The sequence below is a fragment of the Methylophaga sp. UBA3613 genome, assembly GCF_002375415.1.
Classification (GTDB): Bacteria; Pseudomonadota; Gammaproteobacteria; order Nitrosococcales; family Methylophagaceae; genus Methylophaga.
Window position 1 is genome coordinate 341,138 of the sequence record NZ_DFLS01000004.1, and the last position, 15,781, is coordinate 356,918.

20 protein-coding genes are annotated in these 15,781 nt (G+C 43.7%); 14 read left to right on the forward strand and 6 right to left on the reverse strand.

Going from position 1 to position 15,781, the window contains the following annotated elements; all coding sequences use genetic code 11:
- The first annotated feature begins 1 nt into the window (after position 1).
- The 5 genes from B3S93_RS03810 (at position 2) to B3S93_RS03830 (ending at position 5,019) form a co-directional block, all read left to right on the forward strand.
- Positions 2–2,215, forward strand: coding sequence for a heavy metal translocating P-type ATPase (locus B3S93_RS03810; protein WP_292399931.1), 2,214 nt, complete (start codon positions 2–4; stop codon positions 2,213–2,215).
- Between the two features lie 248 nt (positions 2,216–2,463).
- A complete protein-coding gene (locus tag B3S93_RS03815) occupies positions 2,464–3,552 on the forward strand; it encodes a hypothetical protein (RefSeq protein ID WP_292399929.1) in 1,089 nt (362 codons plus the stop codon).
- The gene (locus tag B3S93_RS03820; RefSeq protein WP_292399926.1) at positions 3,553–4,047 is read left to right on the forward strand and encodes a GGDEF domain-containing protein; all 495 of its coding nucleotides are present in this window, start codon (positions 3,553–3,555) and stop codon (positions 4,045–4,047) included. It begins immediately after the preceding gene.
- Positions 4,048–4,080: 33 nt separating this feature from the next.
- Positions 4,081–4,485 (forward strand): lysozyme inhibitor LprI family protein, encoded by a 405-nt coding sequence (locus B3S93_RS03825; protein WP_292353812.1) that lies wholly within the window; start codon positions 4,081–4,083, stop codon positions 4,483–4,485.
- A gap of 24 nt (positions 4,486–4,509) precedes the next feature.
- The gene (locus tag B3S93_RS03830; RefSeq protein WP_292353814.1) at positions 4,510–5,019 is read left to right on the forward strand and encodes a hypothetical protein; all 510 of its coding nucleotides are present in this window, start codon (positions 4,510–4,512) and stop codon (positions 5,017–5,019) included.
- Between the two features lie 9 nt (positions 5,020–5,028).
- On the opposite strand, the gene gluQRS is transcribed toward B3S93_RS03830, so the two are convergent.
- Positions 5,029–5,958, reverse strand: coding sequence for a tRNA glutamyl-Q(34) synthetase GluQRS (gene gluQRS, locus B3S93_RS03835; RefSeq protein ID WP_292399923.1), 930 nt, complete (start codon positions 5,956–5,958; stop codon positions 5,029–5,031).
- A gap of 67 nt (positions 5,959–6,025) precedes the next feature.
- Here gluQRS and B3S93_RS03840 point away from each other — a divergent pair, with 67 nt between their 5' ends.
- The 3 genes from B3S93_RS03840 (at position 6,026) to B3S93_RS03850 (ending at position 7,428) form a co-directional block, all read left to right on the forward strand.
- Positions 6,026–6,418, forward strand: coding sequence for a gamma-glutamylcyclotransferase family protein (locus tag B3S93_RS03840; protein ID WP_292353818.1), 393 nt, complete (start codon positions 6,026–6,028; stop codon positions 6,416–6,418).
- 88 nt (positions 6,419–6,506) lie between these two features.
- Positions 6,507–6,830 (forward strand): hypothetical protein, encoded by a 324-nt coding sequence (locus B3S93_RS03845; protein WP_292399920.1) that lies wholly within the window; start codon positions 6,507–6,509, stop codon positions 6,828–6,830.
- Positions 6,831–6,879: 49 nt separating this feature from the next.
- Positions 6,880–7,428, forward strand: coding sequence for a hypothetical protein (locus B3S93_RS03850; protein WP_292399917.1), 549 nt, complete (start codon positions 6,880–6,882; stop codon positions 7,426–7,428).
- 133 nt (positions 7,429–7,561) lie between these two features.
- Here B3S93_RS03850 and B3S93_RS03855 read toward each other — a convergent pair whose 3' ends face one another.
- A complete protein-coding gene (locus tag B3S93_RS03855; RefSeq protein WP_014707945.1) occupies positions 7,562–7,711 on the reverse strand; it encodes a DUF3096 domain-containing protein in 150 nt (49 codons plus the stop codon).
- A gap of 84 nt (positions 7,712–7,795) precedes the next feature.
- The gene (locus tag B3S93_RS03860) at positions 7,796–8,338 is read right to left on the reverse strand and encodes an SgcJ/EcaC family oxidoreductase (RefSeq protein ID WP_292399914.1); all 543 of its coding nucleotides are present in this window, start codon (positions 8,336–8,338) and stop codon (positions 7,796–7,798) included.
- Positions 8,339–8,574: 236 nt separating this feature from the next.
- Between B3S93_RS03860 and B3S93_RS03865 the strand changes: the two genes are divergently transcribed.
- Both B3S93_RS03865 and B3S93_RS03870 read left to right on the forward strand, forming a co-directional pair.
- The gene (locus B3S93_RS03865; protein WP_292399910.1) at positions 8,575–9,273 is read left to right on the forward strand and encodes a glutamine amidotransferase-related protein; all 699 of its coding nucleotides are present in this window, start codon (positions 8,575–8,577) and stop codon (positions 9,271–9,273) included.
- Positions 9,274–9,288: 15 nt separating this feature from the next.
- Positions 9,289–9,738 (forward strand): thioesterase domain-containing protein, encoded by a 450-nt coding sequence (locus B3S93_RS03870; protein WP_292399907.1) that lies wholly within the window; start codon positions 9,289–9,291, stop codon positions 9,736–9,738.
- A 31-nt stretch (positions 9,739–9,769) separates the two neighbouring features.
- On the opposite strand, the gene B3S93_RS03875 is transcribed toward B3S93_RS03870, so the two are convergent.
- From B3S93_RS03875 to B3S93_RS03885, 3 genes are all read right to left on the reverse strand, one after another.
- Positions 9,770–10,099, reverse strand: coding sequence for a cold shock domain-containing protein (locus B3S93_RS03875; RefSeq protein WP_292353831.1), 330 nt, complete (start codon positions 10,097–10,099; stop codon positions 9,770–9,772).
- Between the two features lie 118 nt (positions 10,100–10,217).
- Complete coding sequence (locus B3S93_RS03880) at positions 10,218–10,769, reverse strand: DUF421 domain-containing protein (protein ID WP_292399903.1); 552 nt, start codon at positions 10,767–10,769, stop codon at positions 10,218–10,220.
- A 112-nt stretch (positions 10,770–10,881) separates the two neighbouring features.
- Entirely contained in the window at positions 10,882–11,793 is a 912-nt protein-coding gene (locus tag B3S93_RS03885; RefSeq protein WP_292399900.1) for a cation diffusion facilitator family transporter, read from the reverse strand.
- Positions 11,794–11,963: 170 nt separating this feature from the next.
- Here B3S93_RS03885 and B3S93_RS03890 point away from each other — a divergent pair, with 170 nt between their 5' ends.
- The 4 genes from B3S93_RS03890 to B3S93_RS03905 all read left to right on the forward strand — a co-directional run bounded on the left by B3S93_RS03890 (position 11,964) and on the right by B3S93_RS03905 (position 15,764).
- The gene (locus tag B3S93_RS03890) at positions 11,964–12,311 is read left to right on the forward strand and encodes a winged helix-turn-helix domain-containing protein (protein WP_292353837.1); all 348 of its coding nucleotides are present in this window, start codon (positions 11,964–11,966) and stop codon (positions 12,309–12,311) included.
- An 80-nt stretch (positions 12,312–12,391) separates the two neighbouring features.
- On the forward strand, positions 12,392–13,147 hold the full coding sequence (locus B3S93_RS03895; protein WP_292399897.1) for a hypothetical protein: 756 nt from the start codon (positions 12,392–12,394) through the stop codon (positions 13,145–13,147).
- A complete protein-coding gene (locus B3S93_RS03900; protein ID WP_292399894.1) occupies positions 13,104–13,664 on the forward strand; it encodes a hypothetical protein in 561 nt (186 codons plus the stop codon). Before B3S93_RS03895 ends, B3S93_RS03900 begins: the two co-directional genes overlap by 44 nt.
- Before the next feature lie 15 nt (positions 13,665–13,679).
- Positions 13,680–15,764, forward strand: coding sequence for a TonB-dependent receptor (locus tag B3S93_RS03905; RefSeq protein ID WP_292748425.1), 2,085 nt, complete (start codon positions 13,680–13,682; stop codon positions 15,762–15,764).
- The last annotated feature ends 17 nt before the right edge of the window (positions 15,765–15,781 follow it).

A 15,781-nucleotide genomic window follows, 5' to 3' on the forward strand; every position in this document is an offset into this window, starting at 1 on the left:
AATGGCTCAGCAAATTGTGCAATTGCAACTCAGCGGCATGCGGTGTGCTGCCTGTGCGAACACCATCGAAAAAGCCCTGAAAAAAACGCCTTCGGTGAAGTCGGCGCAGGTGAATTACGCCAATGAAAAGGCCACGATTCGTGGCGAACAGCTTGAAGCAGATGTGTTGATAAAAGCCATTGAACAAGCCGGTTATCAAGCGCAATTAATTGATATTGAGCACCAGCAGGATAATCGGCAGGATTTGCAGAAAATCCAGCTATATAAATTTATTGCCGCAGCAATTTTATCTCTGCCGCTGCTTTACAGCATGATCGGTCATTTCAGTTGGACCCGTGATCTGCCGATTCCAACAGTTTTGATGAATGCATGGGTACAAATGGCCTTGGCCACGCCAGTGCAGTTTATTATCGGCTGGCAATTTTATCGTGGTAGTTATTACGCTTTAAAAAATCTCAGTGCCAATATGGATGTGTTGGTAGCGTTGGGCACATCAGCTGCCTATTTTTACAGTGTCTGGCTTACCTTCAAATTTGGTGCGATAGCAGCGCATGATGGTCTGTATTTTGAAACCAGTGCGGTATTGATCACGTTAATTTTATTAGGCAAATGGTTTGAAGCAAGAGCCAAAGGCCATACTTCTGAGGCTATTCGCAAACTATTAAAACTGCAGCCTCAACAGGCATTACGCGAATCACCAGATGGTCAGACCTTATTGGTTTCGGTAAAAGAGTTGCAACAGGGCGATATTGTGCAGATTAAACCCGGTCAACAGATCCCCGTTGATGGAGTGATAGTCGAAGGTCAGTCGGCTGTAGATGAATCCATGTTGACCGGTGAAAGCATGCCAGTGGAAAAAAACGTCAATGACAAAGTGGTTGGTGCCACCTTTAACAAAAATGGTTTTTTACGGGTTCGCGCTACCCATTTGGGCGAAGAAGCGGCACTGGCCCGAATTGTTCGGGTAGTTGAACAGGCTCAGGGCTCCAAAGCGCCGATACAGCGTCTGGCGGATAAAGTTTCGGGTGTATTTGTTCCGGTGGTTGTGGTGATAGCTCTGATTACATTTTTACTGTGGTGGTTTTGGTTTACCCCCGGTGATAGTGGCAGAGCTTTGGAAACCATGGTGGCCGTGCTGGTTATCGCCTGTCCGTGTGCTTTGGGGCTGGCTACACCAACCTCGATTATGGCCGGGTCAGGGCGGGCGGCTGAAGCTGGCATTTTATTCAAACAAGCCGATACGCTCGAATTAACTCAATCATTGACAGCGATTGTGTTTGATAAAACGGGTACGTTAACCCAGGGCAAACCGGCATTAACGGATTTTTTGCTGGCAGAAGATTATGAAAAATCGGTTATCGCTGGCATCGTCATCGCTATTGAAAGCAAATCAGAACATCCGCTGGCACAGGCTATTGTTGATGGGTTAAAACCCCAAAAACCTCAGAGTGTATTGATTGAGAACTTTACCGCCCTGAGTGGTCATGGGGTGATGGGTAATGCTGAGGTGAACGGCAAAACCTCCCAGATCCGTTTGGGAACCAAAAAACTGATGCAGGATCACGATATCGATATGGGTGATTGGCAAACTCAGCAACAGCAACTGGAAAAACAGGGAAAAACCGCCATGCTGATTGCAGTAGATCAGCAGGTAATCGGCTTACTGGCTGTGGCTGATACGATTCGGGATTCCGCCAAATCAGCTGTTACCGCTTTAAAAAAACGCGGTTTACAGATCATTATGTTGACCGGAGATAATCAGCTTACAGCGGATGCCATTGCTCTTGAGCTGGGTATTGATAAGGTAATTGCCGAAGTCTTGCCAGAACACAAAGCCGATAAAATCCGTGAATTACGTCAGCAGGGACAAGTCGTGGCAATGGTGGGGGATGGTATCAATGATGCCCCGGCAATGGCTGAAGCAGATGTTGGTATTGCAATGGGAAGTGGTACCGATGTGGCGATTGAAACAGCGGATATCGCGTTGATGCGGGCTGATTTGAATACCGTTGATACTGCCATTCAGTTAAGTCATCTGACCGTGCGAAATATTCGACAAAACCTGTTTTGGGCATTTGGCTACAATTCTTTGGGTATTCCTATTGCAGCAGCAGGTTTACTGGCCCCGTGGCTGGCTGGTGCAGCAATGGCGTTCAGTTCTATTTCTGTTGTGTTAAATGCATTAAGGCTGCAACGGGTTAAAAATATCCACTAGGGTTTGATGAGCTCTCATCTCCACTTTGTCAGACACAAAAATAACCTCCTGCAGTGGTAGATATGAACGATACAACAGATTCTGGTTCATTAAATGGGATAGTCATTATCAATATTTCTCAGCTTGATGCTGTTTCAGGGCTCTCAAACTTGTTAAAGCGTTCTTGGCTTGCATCACATTGCGGAAAATTATGAGTTCAGATCCATGCACAGCTGATGTAAGATTCCTGAAAAGGAATAAATCCTACATTGCCTATAACAAAGGTCGGACCAATGGCGGCAGAAGAGCTGGAAAGTAAACTCGAACAATGGAAGCACAAATATCTCGAGCTGCTTGCACGTGAAGAAAAACAGACAACTTATACCGAACTTCTGGAACGCAGTCTTGGACGACTTGCCCTGGTCTCTGAAGGGATTAATCCTGTCCTGGATAAACAGCTGCATTCACTGCGAAAGGAATTACGCAGTAATAAAGATGTTGGTCGGATCAGCGATATCCTCGAAAAAATACAGCAATTTATCAACCAAATGGATGAAAGTCCGCAGAGTTCCGATGCTTCAGAATTATTACGTCATCTGCTGTTATCGTTAACCATACCAGCAGAATCAAAGCCAGCTGTTGATAATCTGCTAATTCAGCTGAAAGATGCTACCAACCAACAAACCCGTGAATTGTTACCGGATTTTGTGTCTTTACTGGAAGCGATTAACGTCAAGGTATCTGCTTCACCGGACCAGGAAAAACCTCGTTCAGGGCTGTTGCAGAAAATCGGCTTTAAGAAACGTACTATTGAAGTCACTCAGTTGCTGTGCAGTATGATTGATAATCTGCAGTTGCCAGAAATGTTCAACGAACAACTCCGTGAGATCCATGCGCAATTGCAATCCCAGCCGGATAAAAAGAACTTACCGCAAATTATTGATGCCCTGACTGCGCTGATTAATTCGCTGGGAGCTCAAGCTCAGCTTCAACAACTTGAATACCGGGCTTTTCTTGCCACGTTAAGTGAGCGCATTAATGAGCTTGATGATTTGCTGCGGGTGACAGTGAAAGACGAAGAAGAAGCCTTTAATCAACGACAGAAAATTGGTCAAAAGGTTGATGCCGGACTGGATGATATTTACAAACAAATTGATGTTGCCAGTGAACCGCGTGAGTTGAAGACGATTATTCGTGAACGTTTGACAGCACTGAGCGGAGCGGTAGATGAATATCGAAACGCTGATCAGACACGCTATTATCAATCACAATTAGAAATCAAAAAGCTGACAGATCGGTTACAGGAACTGGAATCTGAGACCAAATCCTTACAGGATGGTATTCGCAAAGCCCATTAAATGGTACGCAAAGATACGTTGACTGGGATCGGTAATCGTCAGGCTCTGATGGATGCTTTGGAAACAGAATACATTCGCTGGCAGCGTTACAAACATCCGCTTAGCCTGGTGGTCTGGGACATTGATAACTTCAAACAGATAAATGACAATCTTGGCCATCTGGCAGGCGATAAGATATTAATTCGTATTGCCGAGATTTTATCGACTTCTACCCGTGAAATTGATTTTGTTGCTCGATTTGGTGGAGAGGAATTTGTCGGGATATTTCCTGCGACCGCATTAGCTGAAACCATGCTGCTGGCCAATAAAATTCGCGAAGAAATCAGCAACACACGTTTTCTATATGATGGCAAACCTGTGCCCATTACCGTTTCTGCTGGCGTAGCTACTTTTCATCAGGGTGATAATACCGAAAAAGTATTTAAACGTGCTGATGCTGCGATGTTTAAAGCCAAAAAGCAGGGGCGTAATGTCTGTGTTGTTGAAGAGATATAAGTTTTTTTTTGCCTGATTCACCCAGGAGTCGTGATGAGAATCATTGGGTTGTTTTTATTGTGTGTTTCAGCTCCTGTAGTAGCTGCAGAAAATTGCCAAAATGCCAACACAACCTATGAGATTGGTGTTTGCATGGCTGAGCAATTAGAGCAGCAAGAGGTTGAAATGCAACATTATCTTGCCGAAGCCAGAGCCCGTTATGCTGATGATATAGTGATTGTAGAATCGATTGAAAAGGCCCAGCAAAATTGGCTCGGCTATCGTCAGGAACAATGCGGTTCCATCTATAATATTTGGAGAGATGGGACTATCCGTAGCATCATGGGATTAAGCTGTTCTATTCGGATGACAAAATTACGAACGCATCAGATATGGCACAGTTACCTTACTTATATGGAAAATAGTCCACCACTTTTGCCTGAGCCAAAGATAGAGTGAATAACGGATTCTGGATGAGTCTCCATGAACAACAGTATTCAGGAAAAAATTCATCTGGAACATGAAGCAGCTAAATTGTTTATGCGGTTGTACGAAAAACAATTTGCTGTACCGATGCGACATATCTGGCATAACCTGCCGCGCAAACCGGATGTTTCATGTTATCTCAATGGCACACAGCTAGATTTGGAGATTGCGCATATCTACGGTAGTGAACCAGAGGCAAAGTTAATCCTTGGAAGAGCAGCAGAAGACAGGATATTAGCTGCCTTACACCAGCTATCAGAATTACCCATCAACAATCGGTTAATTGCATCGCTGAATGCTGTTCTTACTACTAAATCGCAGAAAAAATACCACAGCCAGAGGGTATGGTTGGTGTTACGCAATATGAATTCATTATGGCAACAAAAGAATTTTGAAAAACATCGCCATCAAATAGTGTTACCGGACAAACATCCTTTCGAACAGATCTGGTTAATTTGTGATGCCAAAGGCGATAGTGGTGTTATACGTTTATTTCCATATGAATAGCGAAACAGATTAATCGTTTTCTGCAGGAATTAACGTCACCTGGCGCCGAATTTTGGGGACCAGCTGAACGTTCCAATGCTGAATGGCCCATTCCCATAAGATATCCAGTGGGACATGGGCTAAATCCGTTGGTGGTTGCATCCCCAGAAAATTCAACACACGACACAACACAGCTCCGCTGTCTCTATGCTTTACCGGTTGTGCCCGGGTTTGCTTACTGAGTTTTTCACCATGAAGATTGGTGGCCACTGGTATATGGGCATATTCCGGGGAGTTAACCCCCAGCTGCTGTTGCAGATAAATCTGTCTCGGTGTTGAATCGAGCAAATCTGCACCACGCACAATATGTGTGACCCCCTGCAGCCCATCATCAGCCACCACCGCAAGTTGGTAGGCAAATAAACCATCTGCCCGTTTCAAGACAAAGTCACCGACTTGCTGACCGAGAATTTGAGATTGTTTGCCTTGAACACGATCTTCATAATCAATACTTTCATTATTTACCCGCAACCGCCAGGAAACTGGTTGCTTCCCTTCTGGCAAACCATGACGACAAAACCCAGGATAAACAGGGCCATCAATACCCATTTGGGCAGCAGCGTTAATTTCTTTACGACTGCAACCGCATGGGTAGGCCAATTGTTGTGAGATTAATTTTTCAAGTGCCCGACGATAGATATCATCACGCTGGCTTTGATAAATTATTTCACCGTCCCATTGAAAACCAAAGCTTATCAGCGTATCAATAATATCCTGAGCTGCACCGGGTACCTCACGAGGTTTATCAAGGTCTTCCATTCGCACCAGCCAACTACCATTATGTGCACGTGCATCCAGATAGCTGGCGGTTGCAGCGACCAAAGAGCCAAAATGCAGTGGGCCAGTGGGAGACGGTGCAAAGCGTCCGATATATTTTAGAGATGTTAAGTCTGAATTCATGTTTAGTTGAGATAATCCACCACGTAGAGTGTAATGAGTTTCTGTTGATCTTTCATAGCCTGAATTTATGACTGAAGATTATCTTTTTGTATACGGTACCTTACGTAAAAACACTGAACGCCATGATTTGTTGCAACGCTGCTGTGATTATATCGATACCGGAATGTTGCAGGCTGTCATGTATCTAATTTCTTATTATCCAGGAGTGATATTGACAGATAATCCGCAGCAGCAAGTTGTCGGGGAGGTGTATCGTATCCATAATCCCCAATTGCTGTTTGCCGAGCTTGATGATTATGAAGAATGTTCTTCAAGTTTTGCAGAGCCTCACGAATATGTGCGGCAGCAGCAAATAATTTGTTTGAGTAATGGAAATAAGCTCTCAGCCTGGGTTTATCTTTATAATCAACCTATATCGGGTAAGAAACGTATCATCTCCGGCGACTTTCTTAACCCTTAAACAACAGACCATCATAAAAACTATTTATTTCTATAACGGTTTTTAAAGATCACATCAGCAGTTAAAGTGCTTGAAAAAAAGAGGTTTTATGTTTCGATCAGATGCTTTTCGCCAGCAAGCTCAAAACTGGCAACAACAATTTCGACAAGTTCAGTCTGCCGGTTTTTTGCAACGTATTTTTGCCTGGATTTTACTGGGAATGGTGATGATGCTCAGCCTGGCGTTGTTGTTGGTGGTCGTGTTGCTAAGCTGGATTCTGATCCCCCTGATGTTGTACCGGGCGCGTAAACAAATGCGTAGAGCTCAGCAAGCAGGTAACCAGCATCAGCCGTTTTCTCAACGATCTTCTCGACAATCTCGTCATGAGACTCATATCATTGAGGGTGAAATTATCAGCCGTAAAGAGGATTAATTTGCCTGATTAATCGCTGTATGATATCAGTCGAACAAGGAGGCCACGATTGTCAGAGACCATTAGCCCGATAGGCTTTAGCGCCAGCGAAGACTGGACGGTAGAAGATTTTTACCGTTTCTTTCACCAACTAAATATATTGTATAACCGTCTTTATGTTCTGGAAAAGATAAAAAATAAAGGCCAAAGCCGTAATCTCAAAAATGCGTTTTACGGTTCATTATCCTCTGTGAGTGAATCCCACCGCCTGATTATCAAATCCATCGAAGTGCATTCGCCTGGAGATTTTAATCTATTGGGAGTGGATAAAATTATTCAGCAATTGCGTGATTTGTGGAAAGATATTTCCTATCAAAACCGGCTGACCAAACAGCGGCTCACTGAACAAAATCGTCACGATAAACAAATGCATCAGTTGAAAGAAGTCGCTGCAATGCAGAAACTGCTGCAAAATCAGATCAAATTGATGCACCAACTGGGATATAAAGAAGACGAAATTGCACAAGGAGTGAAAGCGTTGGCCGACCCACTCGAACAGTTAGTGGAACTGGCTGACAGCCGTAAAATTTCGTTGAAAGAGGTAAAGAGTAAAAATTAAGCATGAAGTCGTCATGACATTGATAGTAATCATCAAGCGATCGATGCCATTAAGATACAAACATCACAATAAAATCAAAAACGACGAAAGTTTATTACAACTCCCGTCGTCATTGGTACGTAATCTATTAAGCCTAAGGCGTAATGTTGAGATTGCCGCCAAAGATACCTACCAAACCGATAATAATCAGATAAATTGCCACGATATAGTTCAGTAATCTTGGTACCACCAGGATCAGAATACCGGCTATCAAAGAAATCAGTGGAGTCAGTGCAATAGTCATTTTTTTCCCTCGCTGTTGTAATTAATTTTATTATTGTGCTCAAAAAGCCTGTCAGAAGACGTGAGCAGGAATGATAATACAGAATTAGCCCTGTTCTTTAATCAGAATATTTTTCATTAGCTCTGGTTCATCAACCATATCTTCTGGCATCGCTGATGAATGGTGATTGATGATTAACCATTCACCATCATTCTGACGTTCATATACAAAGTTGTAGCGTGCCTGAACTTCCTGTTCCTGCCCGTTTTTTGTCAGGGTGAAGGTATAAATTCCGGCATCAATTGCAATATTGCCATTAATGGTAATGTTACTTTCATCAATCCGGCCATTGGGTTGCAGGGCGAGAAAATATCCGAAATATTCACGTATGCCCTCATGGTCAGTACGAACCTGGTTAGAGAGTGTTGGTAACAGAACCGCATCATTTGCATAATAAGCTGCTACCGCGGCTGCGTCGCCGGTTTGCAAAGCATTATTCCAACGGTCAAACAAGTATTCGATTTCTGCTTCAGTTGCCTGAACGTCTTTTACTTCAGGCTCTGGTGCACAGGCTGTCAGCATTAAGCCCAATGCTAAAGTAAAGGTCAGTTTGTGGTGTGGTTTAGATAAAAAAATACTCTTTGTCATAATGATTCTCCCTCGGAAAGCACTTATCATTAACAACATAAGGCGAAATAATAGGCTTCTACCGGCCAAGATACTCCAAAATGCTGTTTGATGTGATCAGTTTCCATTAAACCAGATAATACAGTGCCATGACTTAAGCCAGATTAATCAATGCTTAATTTATTGAGCAAACAGGCAAACTTTAAACAGAACGGGGGATAGTCATAGCCCTTTTCAGTAATTTTTCAGGACTCAGAATGCAGGCACATTATTTTCAGCATGTACCGTTTGAAGGTTTAGGCAGTATTGAAGCCTGGTTTCAAAATCATGGCTATCAAATCAATGCTACCCGGTTTTATCAACAAGCTAATTTGCCAGATATTAATGATGTGGATTTTCTGGTGGTGATGGGCGGGCCAATGAGCGTGAACGATGAAGCTCAGTATCCATGGTTAGCAGCAGAAAAGCAGTTTATCCGGCAATTTATCGAGACTGGTAAACCTGTTCTGGGAATTTGTCTCGGTGCACAACTGATCGCCAGCGCGATGGGTGCCAGAGTCTATCCCAATATAGAAAAAGAAATCGGCTGGTGGCCAATTCAGGCGGTGGCTAACAATAATGCAGCTGCTTTCACTTTTCCTGAAATGGCCATGGTGTTTCACTGGCATGGTGAAACCTTTGATTTACCGAAGAATAGCTTGTGGCTGGCAAAAAGTTTTGGCTGTCATAATCAGGCATTTCAATTGGGCCAATCAGTCATTGGTTTGCAATTTCATTTAGAGACCACCGAAGACTCTGCTCAGGCCATTATTGAACACTGTGCCGATGAATTGGTGCCGGCACCTTATGTGCAGGCTGAAGGTGAAATACTGACCGCCGATCTGCAAAAATATCAAAATATCAATCAGCTGATGAATTCAGTACTGGATTACCTTGATAATGCACAGCAACAATAGTAGTGACTAATAGATATGACACATAATCAACTCGAACGCTATCTGTATAAACACATTCCTTTGTCGGCAGCCATGCAGGTAAGTGTGCAGAACATGACTGCAAAATCATTAACTCTGCAGGCACCGCTGGCCCCCAATATTAACCATCAGGAAACGGTATTTGGTGGCAGTGCATCAACGTTGGCGATTCTATCAGCCTGGTCGTTATTGCATACACGATTGGCGGAGGAGGGGATAGCTTCTCAACTGGTGATTCAGCGAAACGAGATGGCCTATCTCAAACCCATGACCGGAGACTTCACTGCTACGGCTGCGCTAGTGGATGAAAATGATTGGACAAGGTTCCTTAAAATCTTACGTCGTAAAGGAAAAGCCCGTATTCGCATGGCAGCAGTTTTGTATTCCGGTCAACAGCTGGCGGCTAAGTTTTCAGGGGAATATGTGGCGTTATACGACGAGCACTAAATTATTTAATCGGATTTGGATTACATTGGCGTTATTGAGTTACGCTCGCCACGATCAACCCAATCACCAACAGCACAATTATTCCGCTGAGAATTTTTGTTTTGTTACCCGGCGTTTTACTGAGTTTAATCGTCGAAGCATGCGTTTGCGTTTTTACTGATCCCCCACGGCTAATATTGATGGCTCTGGTTTTACCATCGGCTGTGGTTTCAATGTCAAAATCAAGCAGTTCACCAACTTTGGGACGGGGACTGCTGGATGGGAAGGCTGAAATATGAACAAATACTTGCTGTTGATTATGCTCACAGAGGATGAATCCAAAACCTCTGTCATCTTTCCATTTGATTAACTTTCCGTGCATTTTCATTCAATCTTAATTTAATTAATAACTTGTCAACATAACAAAGCCAGACGCTTTAAGGAAGTTTAATAACGTTCGCCAGAAGGGATTTATGGATCGCTGATAAATTTATTCATGGTTAATGCAGGTCAGATCCATCGAGTTTGCCTTTACCTGGAACAACGATGCCTTGCAGGCTCGTAGTTGCTTGGCTATCTTCTTGCTGCACCACACTAAATGAACCATCGGTTTCCAAAACCACGGCTTTGATATGCTCGAATGTTTGATTACCCGAGGAGCGTACAGCCGAATGAATTTCATCTTCAGTGACTCGTGCACGTTTCAGTGCTGACGATAACAGGTTTCCCTCATAGACCAGCAGTGCAGGTTCGCCGGTGACAATTTTTCGAACCCAAGGCACCCTGACACTGGACCAGGTCACCAGATATTGCATGCCGATCAGCAAAGCAAACGCCAGGACTCCCTCTGCCAATGCAACATCTCTATTAAGTAAAATAGTCGCCAAAGTAGAACCCAAAGCTACAGTCACAACCATATCAAACGCATTCATTTTGGATAAAGTTCGTCTGCCTGAAATCCGTAATAAGATGACCAGACTGATGTATGCCAGCACTCCGATAATCAGAGTGCGAAATAAGGTTTCCCAATTATCAAAAAATATCTGGCTCATTTGTTTCTCCTGCTTATCCAACACGCCAACATTTTAAATTGATAGGTTAAATCAGGGTAATCATCTATCAATTAGGCTTGGTTTACTTCTGTGAGCTCACGATGGAGTATGGTTAATGGCATTCATTACTGCTGTTTAGCAGGCAGTTTTCAGTTTCCATTACTGACTCGATTTGAATGGTGGAATGTACGATCCCAAAATGATCATGCAAATGGTTTTGCAACTGATAGAGCAAGACAGTATTCAGATCGGACTCATCAACGACCAGATGAACGGTCAAAGCTGTTTCATTGGTGCTTAAAGGCCAGACATGCAGGTCATGAAAGTGTCTGACCTGTTCAAAGCTTAACAAATAATGCTGGATCTTTTTAATATCGATATTGGCTGGGACAGCATCCATCGCATAGTTGAGGGATTCATTTAATAATCGCCAGGTGCCTACCAGAATAACAGCAACAATGAGCAGGCTGACCACCGGATCAATCCATAACCACCCTTTAAACAAAATAAACAATCCGGCAATCACTACGCCTAATGAGACAGCAGCATCGGCAGCCATATGCAGGAAAGCCCCGCGAATATTCAAATCCTGTTTTTGCCCTTTAAAAAACAACAGTGCCGTGATGGTATTAATGACCACACCAATGCTGGCGACAATAATAACGGTCATACCTTGCACTGGCTGAGGGGCCAGCATCCTGTTGATCGATTCCCAGGCAATCCCACCCAAGGCAATTAACAGCATGACAGAACTGATTAATGCCGCCATCACGGTGGCTTTACGAAATCCATAAGTGCGTTTTTCAGTGGCAGCTTTTTTCGCCAGGATACTGGCTCCCCAGGCGAGTAATAAACTGACTACATCACTCAGGTTATGCCCTGCATCTGCCAGCAAAGCCATTGATCCAGACAGAATGCCGTAACTGGCTTCAATGATGACAAATATAATATTCAGGCTGATGCCAATGGCAAATGCCTGATTGTAATTAGCGACTTCGTGATGATGTGGGTGACTATGAGCCATCAGTTGATCCGTTAGTGAGTTCTTCAGGGTAATAAACAATAACCTGTTTGTCTTGTCTTGATGTTTTTTCATTAAAGCTAAAGGGATAAATACAAACGCAGCTATTCAACTGAGAGTAAGTCGACAATGCTATTATTTATCTGTTTAAAATTACTTCATCAGGGTGCTGCATGTCAGATTCAGTCAGTATAAAAATCAGGTTACATAACCAAGACTCGGTCGCGTTGGGGCCGGGGAAAGCCGATTTGCTTGATGCCATTTTACAGCATGGTTCAATCTCTGCTGCCGGGCGTGCGATGGGAATGTCTTATAAACGTGCCTGGGATCTGGTGAATACGATGAATCTGAGCTTTTCCAAACCGCTTGTGGTGACAGCAAAAGGTGGTTCACATGGAGGTGGAGCTGAAGTCACCGAGTTTGGGAAATCCATTTTGACTGCTTACCGTGATCTTGAAAAGAAAGCCTACGTTTCGATTGCTGATGATCTTGAAAAAATGACACAGCTGCTGGGCAGCTGAGTTCAGTAAACAGTATTAAAGAAATATTTACCTTAATCGTTATATATGTTGGAATACGTCGATAACAGGTTAGGAAGATTATGCTACCAACTAAAGCACAGCGCTGGTATATCGGGATTGATGATACAGATAATATTGAAAGCCGTGGCACCGGCTTTCATGCGCGTTCACTTGGTGCTGCGATTAATAACCAGCAATTGGGTAGATGCCGATTTATAACACGCCATCAATTATTGATGAGTCCGCTGGTGCCATTTACTTCCCATAATAGTGCTGCTTGTCTGGTTATTGAGCAGTTCAATGCTCCCGTTAGGCATATTGAAAAATTGTGTGTTGAGTATCTTTTAAACGAGAGTGCCGAGGGGGCTGATGTTGGTTTGTGCATTGCATCTGAGCAACAGCTTTCCATGGCTATGCTGCAGTTCGGTTTTATCTGTAAACAACGATTGGTGACTCAGCAGCAAGCCCGTGATCTTGCAAGGCAATACAACGTTATCCTCCATGGCCTGACGGGAACAGAGGATGGTGTAATTGGCGCGCTGGCAGCGGTTAATCTATGTGGCTCGGGAGTGGATGGACGTTTACTGTGGTTGCCTGGCATGCGTGATCATGTTCAGCAAACCTTAAGCCTTTCGAGTTTGTTGGATTTGACCGACATAACAGTGGTACAGGATCGGCAAGGAAAAGTGTTAACCGATCCTGTTATCCAAATTGCAATGGGAAGCTGGCCACGTGCTATCTGGCTGGGTGGAGAAGCCACCTTGATTGTTGAACCTGACGAGGAAACCCCCAATGAGTGGAAAGTTGCTGAAAAGAGCTATCTCAAACAGTTCTGAGGTCTGGCAATCAGATAAATCCCAGCATGCATGGATTTTTATCGCAGGTGCAATGGCGATGCTAATGCATGAAACCTTCCGTTTCGGACTCGATTTGCCAGGTCGTCAGGGACTGACGTTAATGGCAATATTGATATTTGTACGACTGGTTTCGCCATATCACTATTCTGCCACATTGGCTGGAAGTGGTGGTTTAGTGGCCGCTTTAGTGATACGTGACAATCCTGCTGCTGCGATTATCGTTTTGAGCCAAGGGATAGTCCTTGACCTCGCATTTAAACAACTTTCTGTTTCCAACATTACATTATGGTTATTGCCTTTAGCTGCTGGTCTTGCTCATATGTTAAAACCCCTGTTCAAAATGGGATTTCTAACTTGGGCAGGGGTCGAAACGGATTCATTGCGACATGGTTTGGCGTATCCCTTTATGACTCACTTTATCTTTGGTGCAGTGGGTGGGCTGATTGGCTTTCTGGCCTGGCGAACGCTAAAGACATCGCAAAAATACAATCACTAAACTCAAGGAGACTTTGTGAGCACTTCACATCATAATGCTGTCAACCGATATATATTAAAGAATATATCCAGGTTGGTTTTCAGTGCACTGATAATTCCTGTTTCAGCACAGATCATGGCTGCCGAAATAACAAATGAAAACTACGAGCTTGCTGAAATTAAGGTTGAAAATAATCCGGTGAACAGTTCACAGGTATTGATTGATCAGCATGATCTGGAATTGTTAGGTGCGAGAAGCCTGGAAGATGCGTTGCGCTTAGTGCCATCAGTCAATACCAGATATGGGGGTGACGGTACTCCTCGTATGGATATCCGTGGATTACGAACTAGGCAGGTCAAGCTTCTACTGAACGGTATCCCTTTTAATTCCACGTTTGATGGTCAGTTTGACCCCAGTCTGATTCCGGCTTTTGCTATTGGCAAAATTGATTTGAATATCGGTAGTTCATCGGTTTTGTATGGTGATGGCGGTATGGCTGGTGTGATGGATATTAAAACCCGCAATGCGATGAGCGGGTTTCAGGCCAGTTCCAAACTAGAACGTGGCTCAGATGACTTCTGGCTAGCCAATGGGCAGGTTGGTTATGGGGATGCCGATCAGGATTTTTTCTTTGGGTATGGTGTGAGAGAGCGTGATGGCTTTTCATTGTCCAATGATTTCACTTCGCCGCTGGAAACTTCTGCAGATAACTTTCAGGATAATGACCAGCGGCGTAACAGTGATGATCGACGGGAAAACCTGATATTTTCATATAATCGAAATTTAACCGAAAAACTCACCATTGGCATGTTTGCCAGCTATCTTGAAGGCCAGTACGGCAAGCCACCGATTGTCTTTGATAACAATAGAGACGATTTTGCTCAACGTGCCAGGTTTGAGCGTGTTGAGTCTCAGCGAGGCTTTTCTCTTCAACTTGGAGGGGATTATCAACTAGCCGATAACTGGTCAACGCGCTTATGGTTTTTTGAAAACCAACTAGAAGAGCGCAGCGCCAGTTACGATGATAATTCTTTCTCAACTATCACCACTAATAATACTTTTGCTAGAACAGAGCAGACTAAAACGCATGGTAGCCACGCCCAACTGACAGGTGTATTTCCCACAACCGGATCCAAAGTGGCATTTAGTTTTGATCAGCGTAAAGAAAGCTATGACGAGGCTGGTCTGGAATGCACCATTTCTGGCGGTGGCGGAGGCGGTGGCGGTGGCGGTGGCGGTGGCGGTGGCGGCGCCCAAACTTGCCCATCACGACCTTTTACCCAAACCAGTTCCGATGAATCGATCAGGGTAAAATCCTATGCAGCTGAGTTAACACAGCCATTGGCATTTGATATTACGGCTGTGCTGGGTATTGCGAGACATGAACTAGATAAGTCGGGAAATACTGATGAGTCAACGCACAGCGGGCAATTTTCACTCACTAAACCTATAACAGAGATATCAACCCTTTATGGAACAATTGCACGTAAAGTGGATGCTCCAACCATCCGTCAATTGTTTGAGCAGGGCTCTGGTAACAGTGAGTTGGGTTTTCAAAGGGCCAAACATTATGAAGTGGGTGTGAAAAATCAATGGCAAAAAGGTGCATTGAATATCGCCTTCTGGCAATCAGATATTAAAGATTTTATTGAAAAGGACAACATCACAGATGTATTTGAAAACCGTGATAAATTGCGTTTTAAAGGAGTTGATATTGATGGCGGATATCAGTTTACGGATAAATTAACCATTAACGCTGGGCTAGGCTTTTTAAGTGCTGAAGATAAGTCATCAGATGCCACTACTGAAAGACTGCAGTATCGCCCTTCACATAAAGCCAGCCTGCAGGCCATCTATCAGTTAACACCACAATGGCAATTGAGCGGGGATATCATTCGTATCGGTTCACAAAATTACTTTAACCGAAAGGATTCAGCTATTCGAGATAAACTCGATAGTTTTGAATTAGTAAATACTCGACTTAAATATACGCTTGCCAATCAGAAGGCCGACTTCTATGTTGGTGTTGAAAACCTTTTGGATGAGGATTACTCCACCAGTTATGGTTACCCCCAGGCAGGCAGGTTTGTTTATACCGGTGTGAATTTACGCTGGAAGTAATTTCAAATAGCAAAATC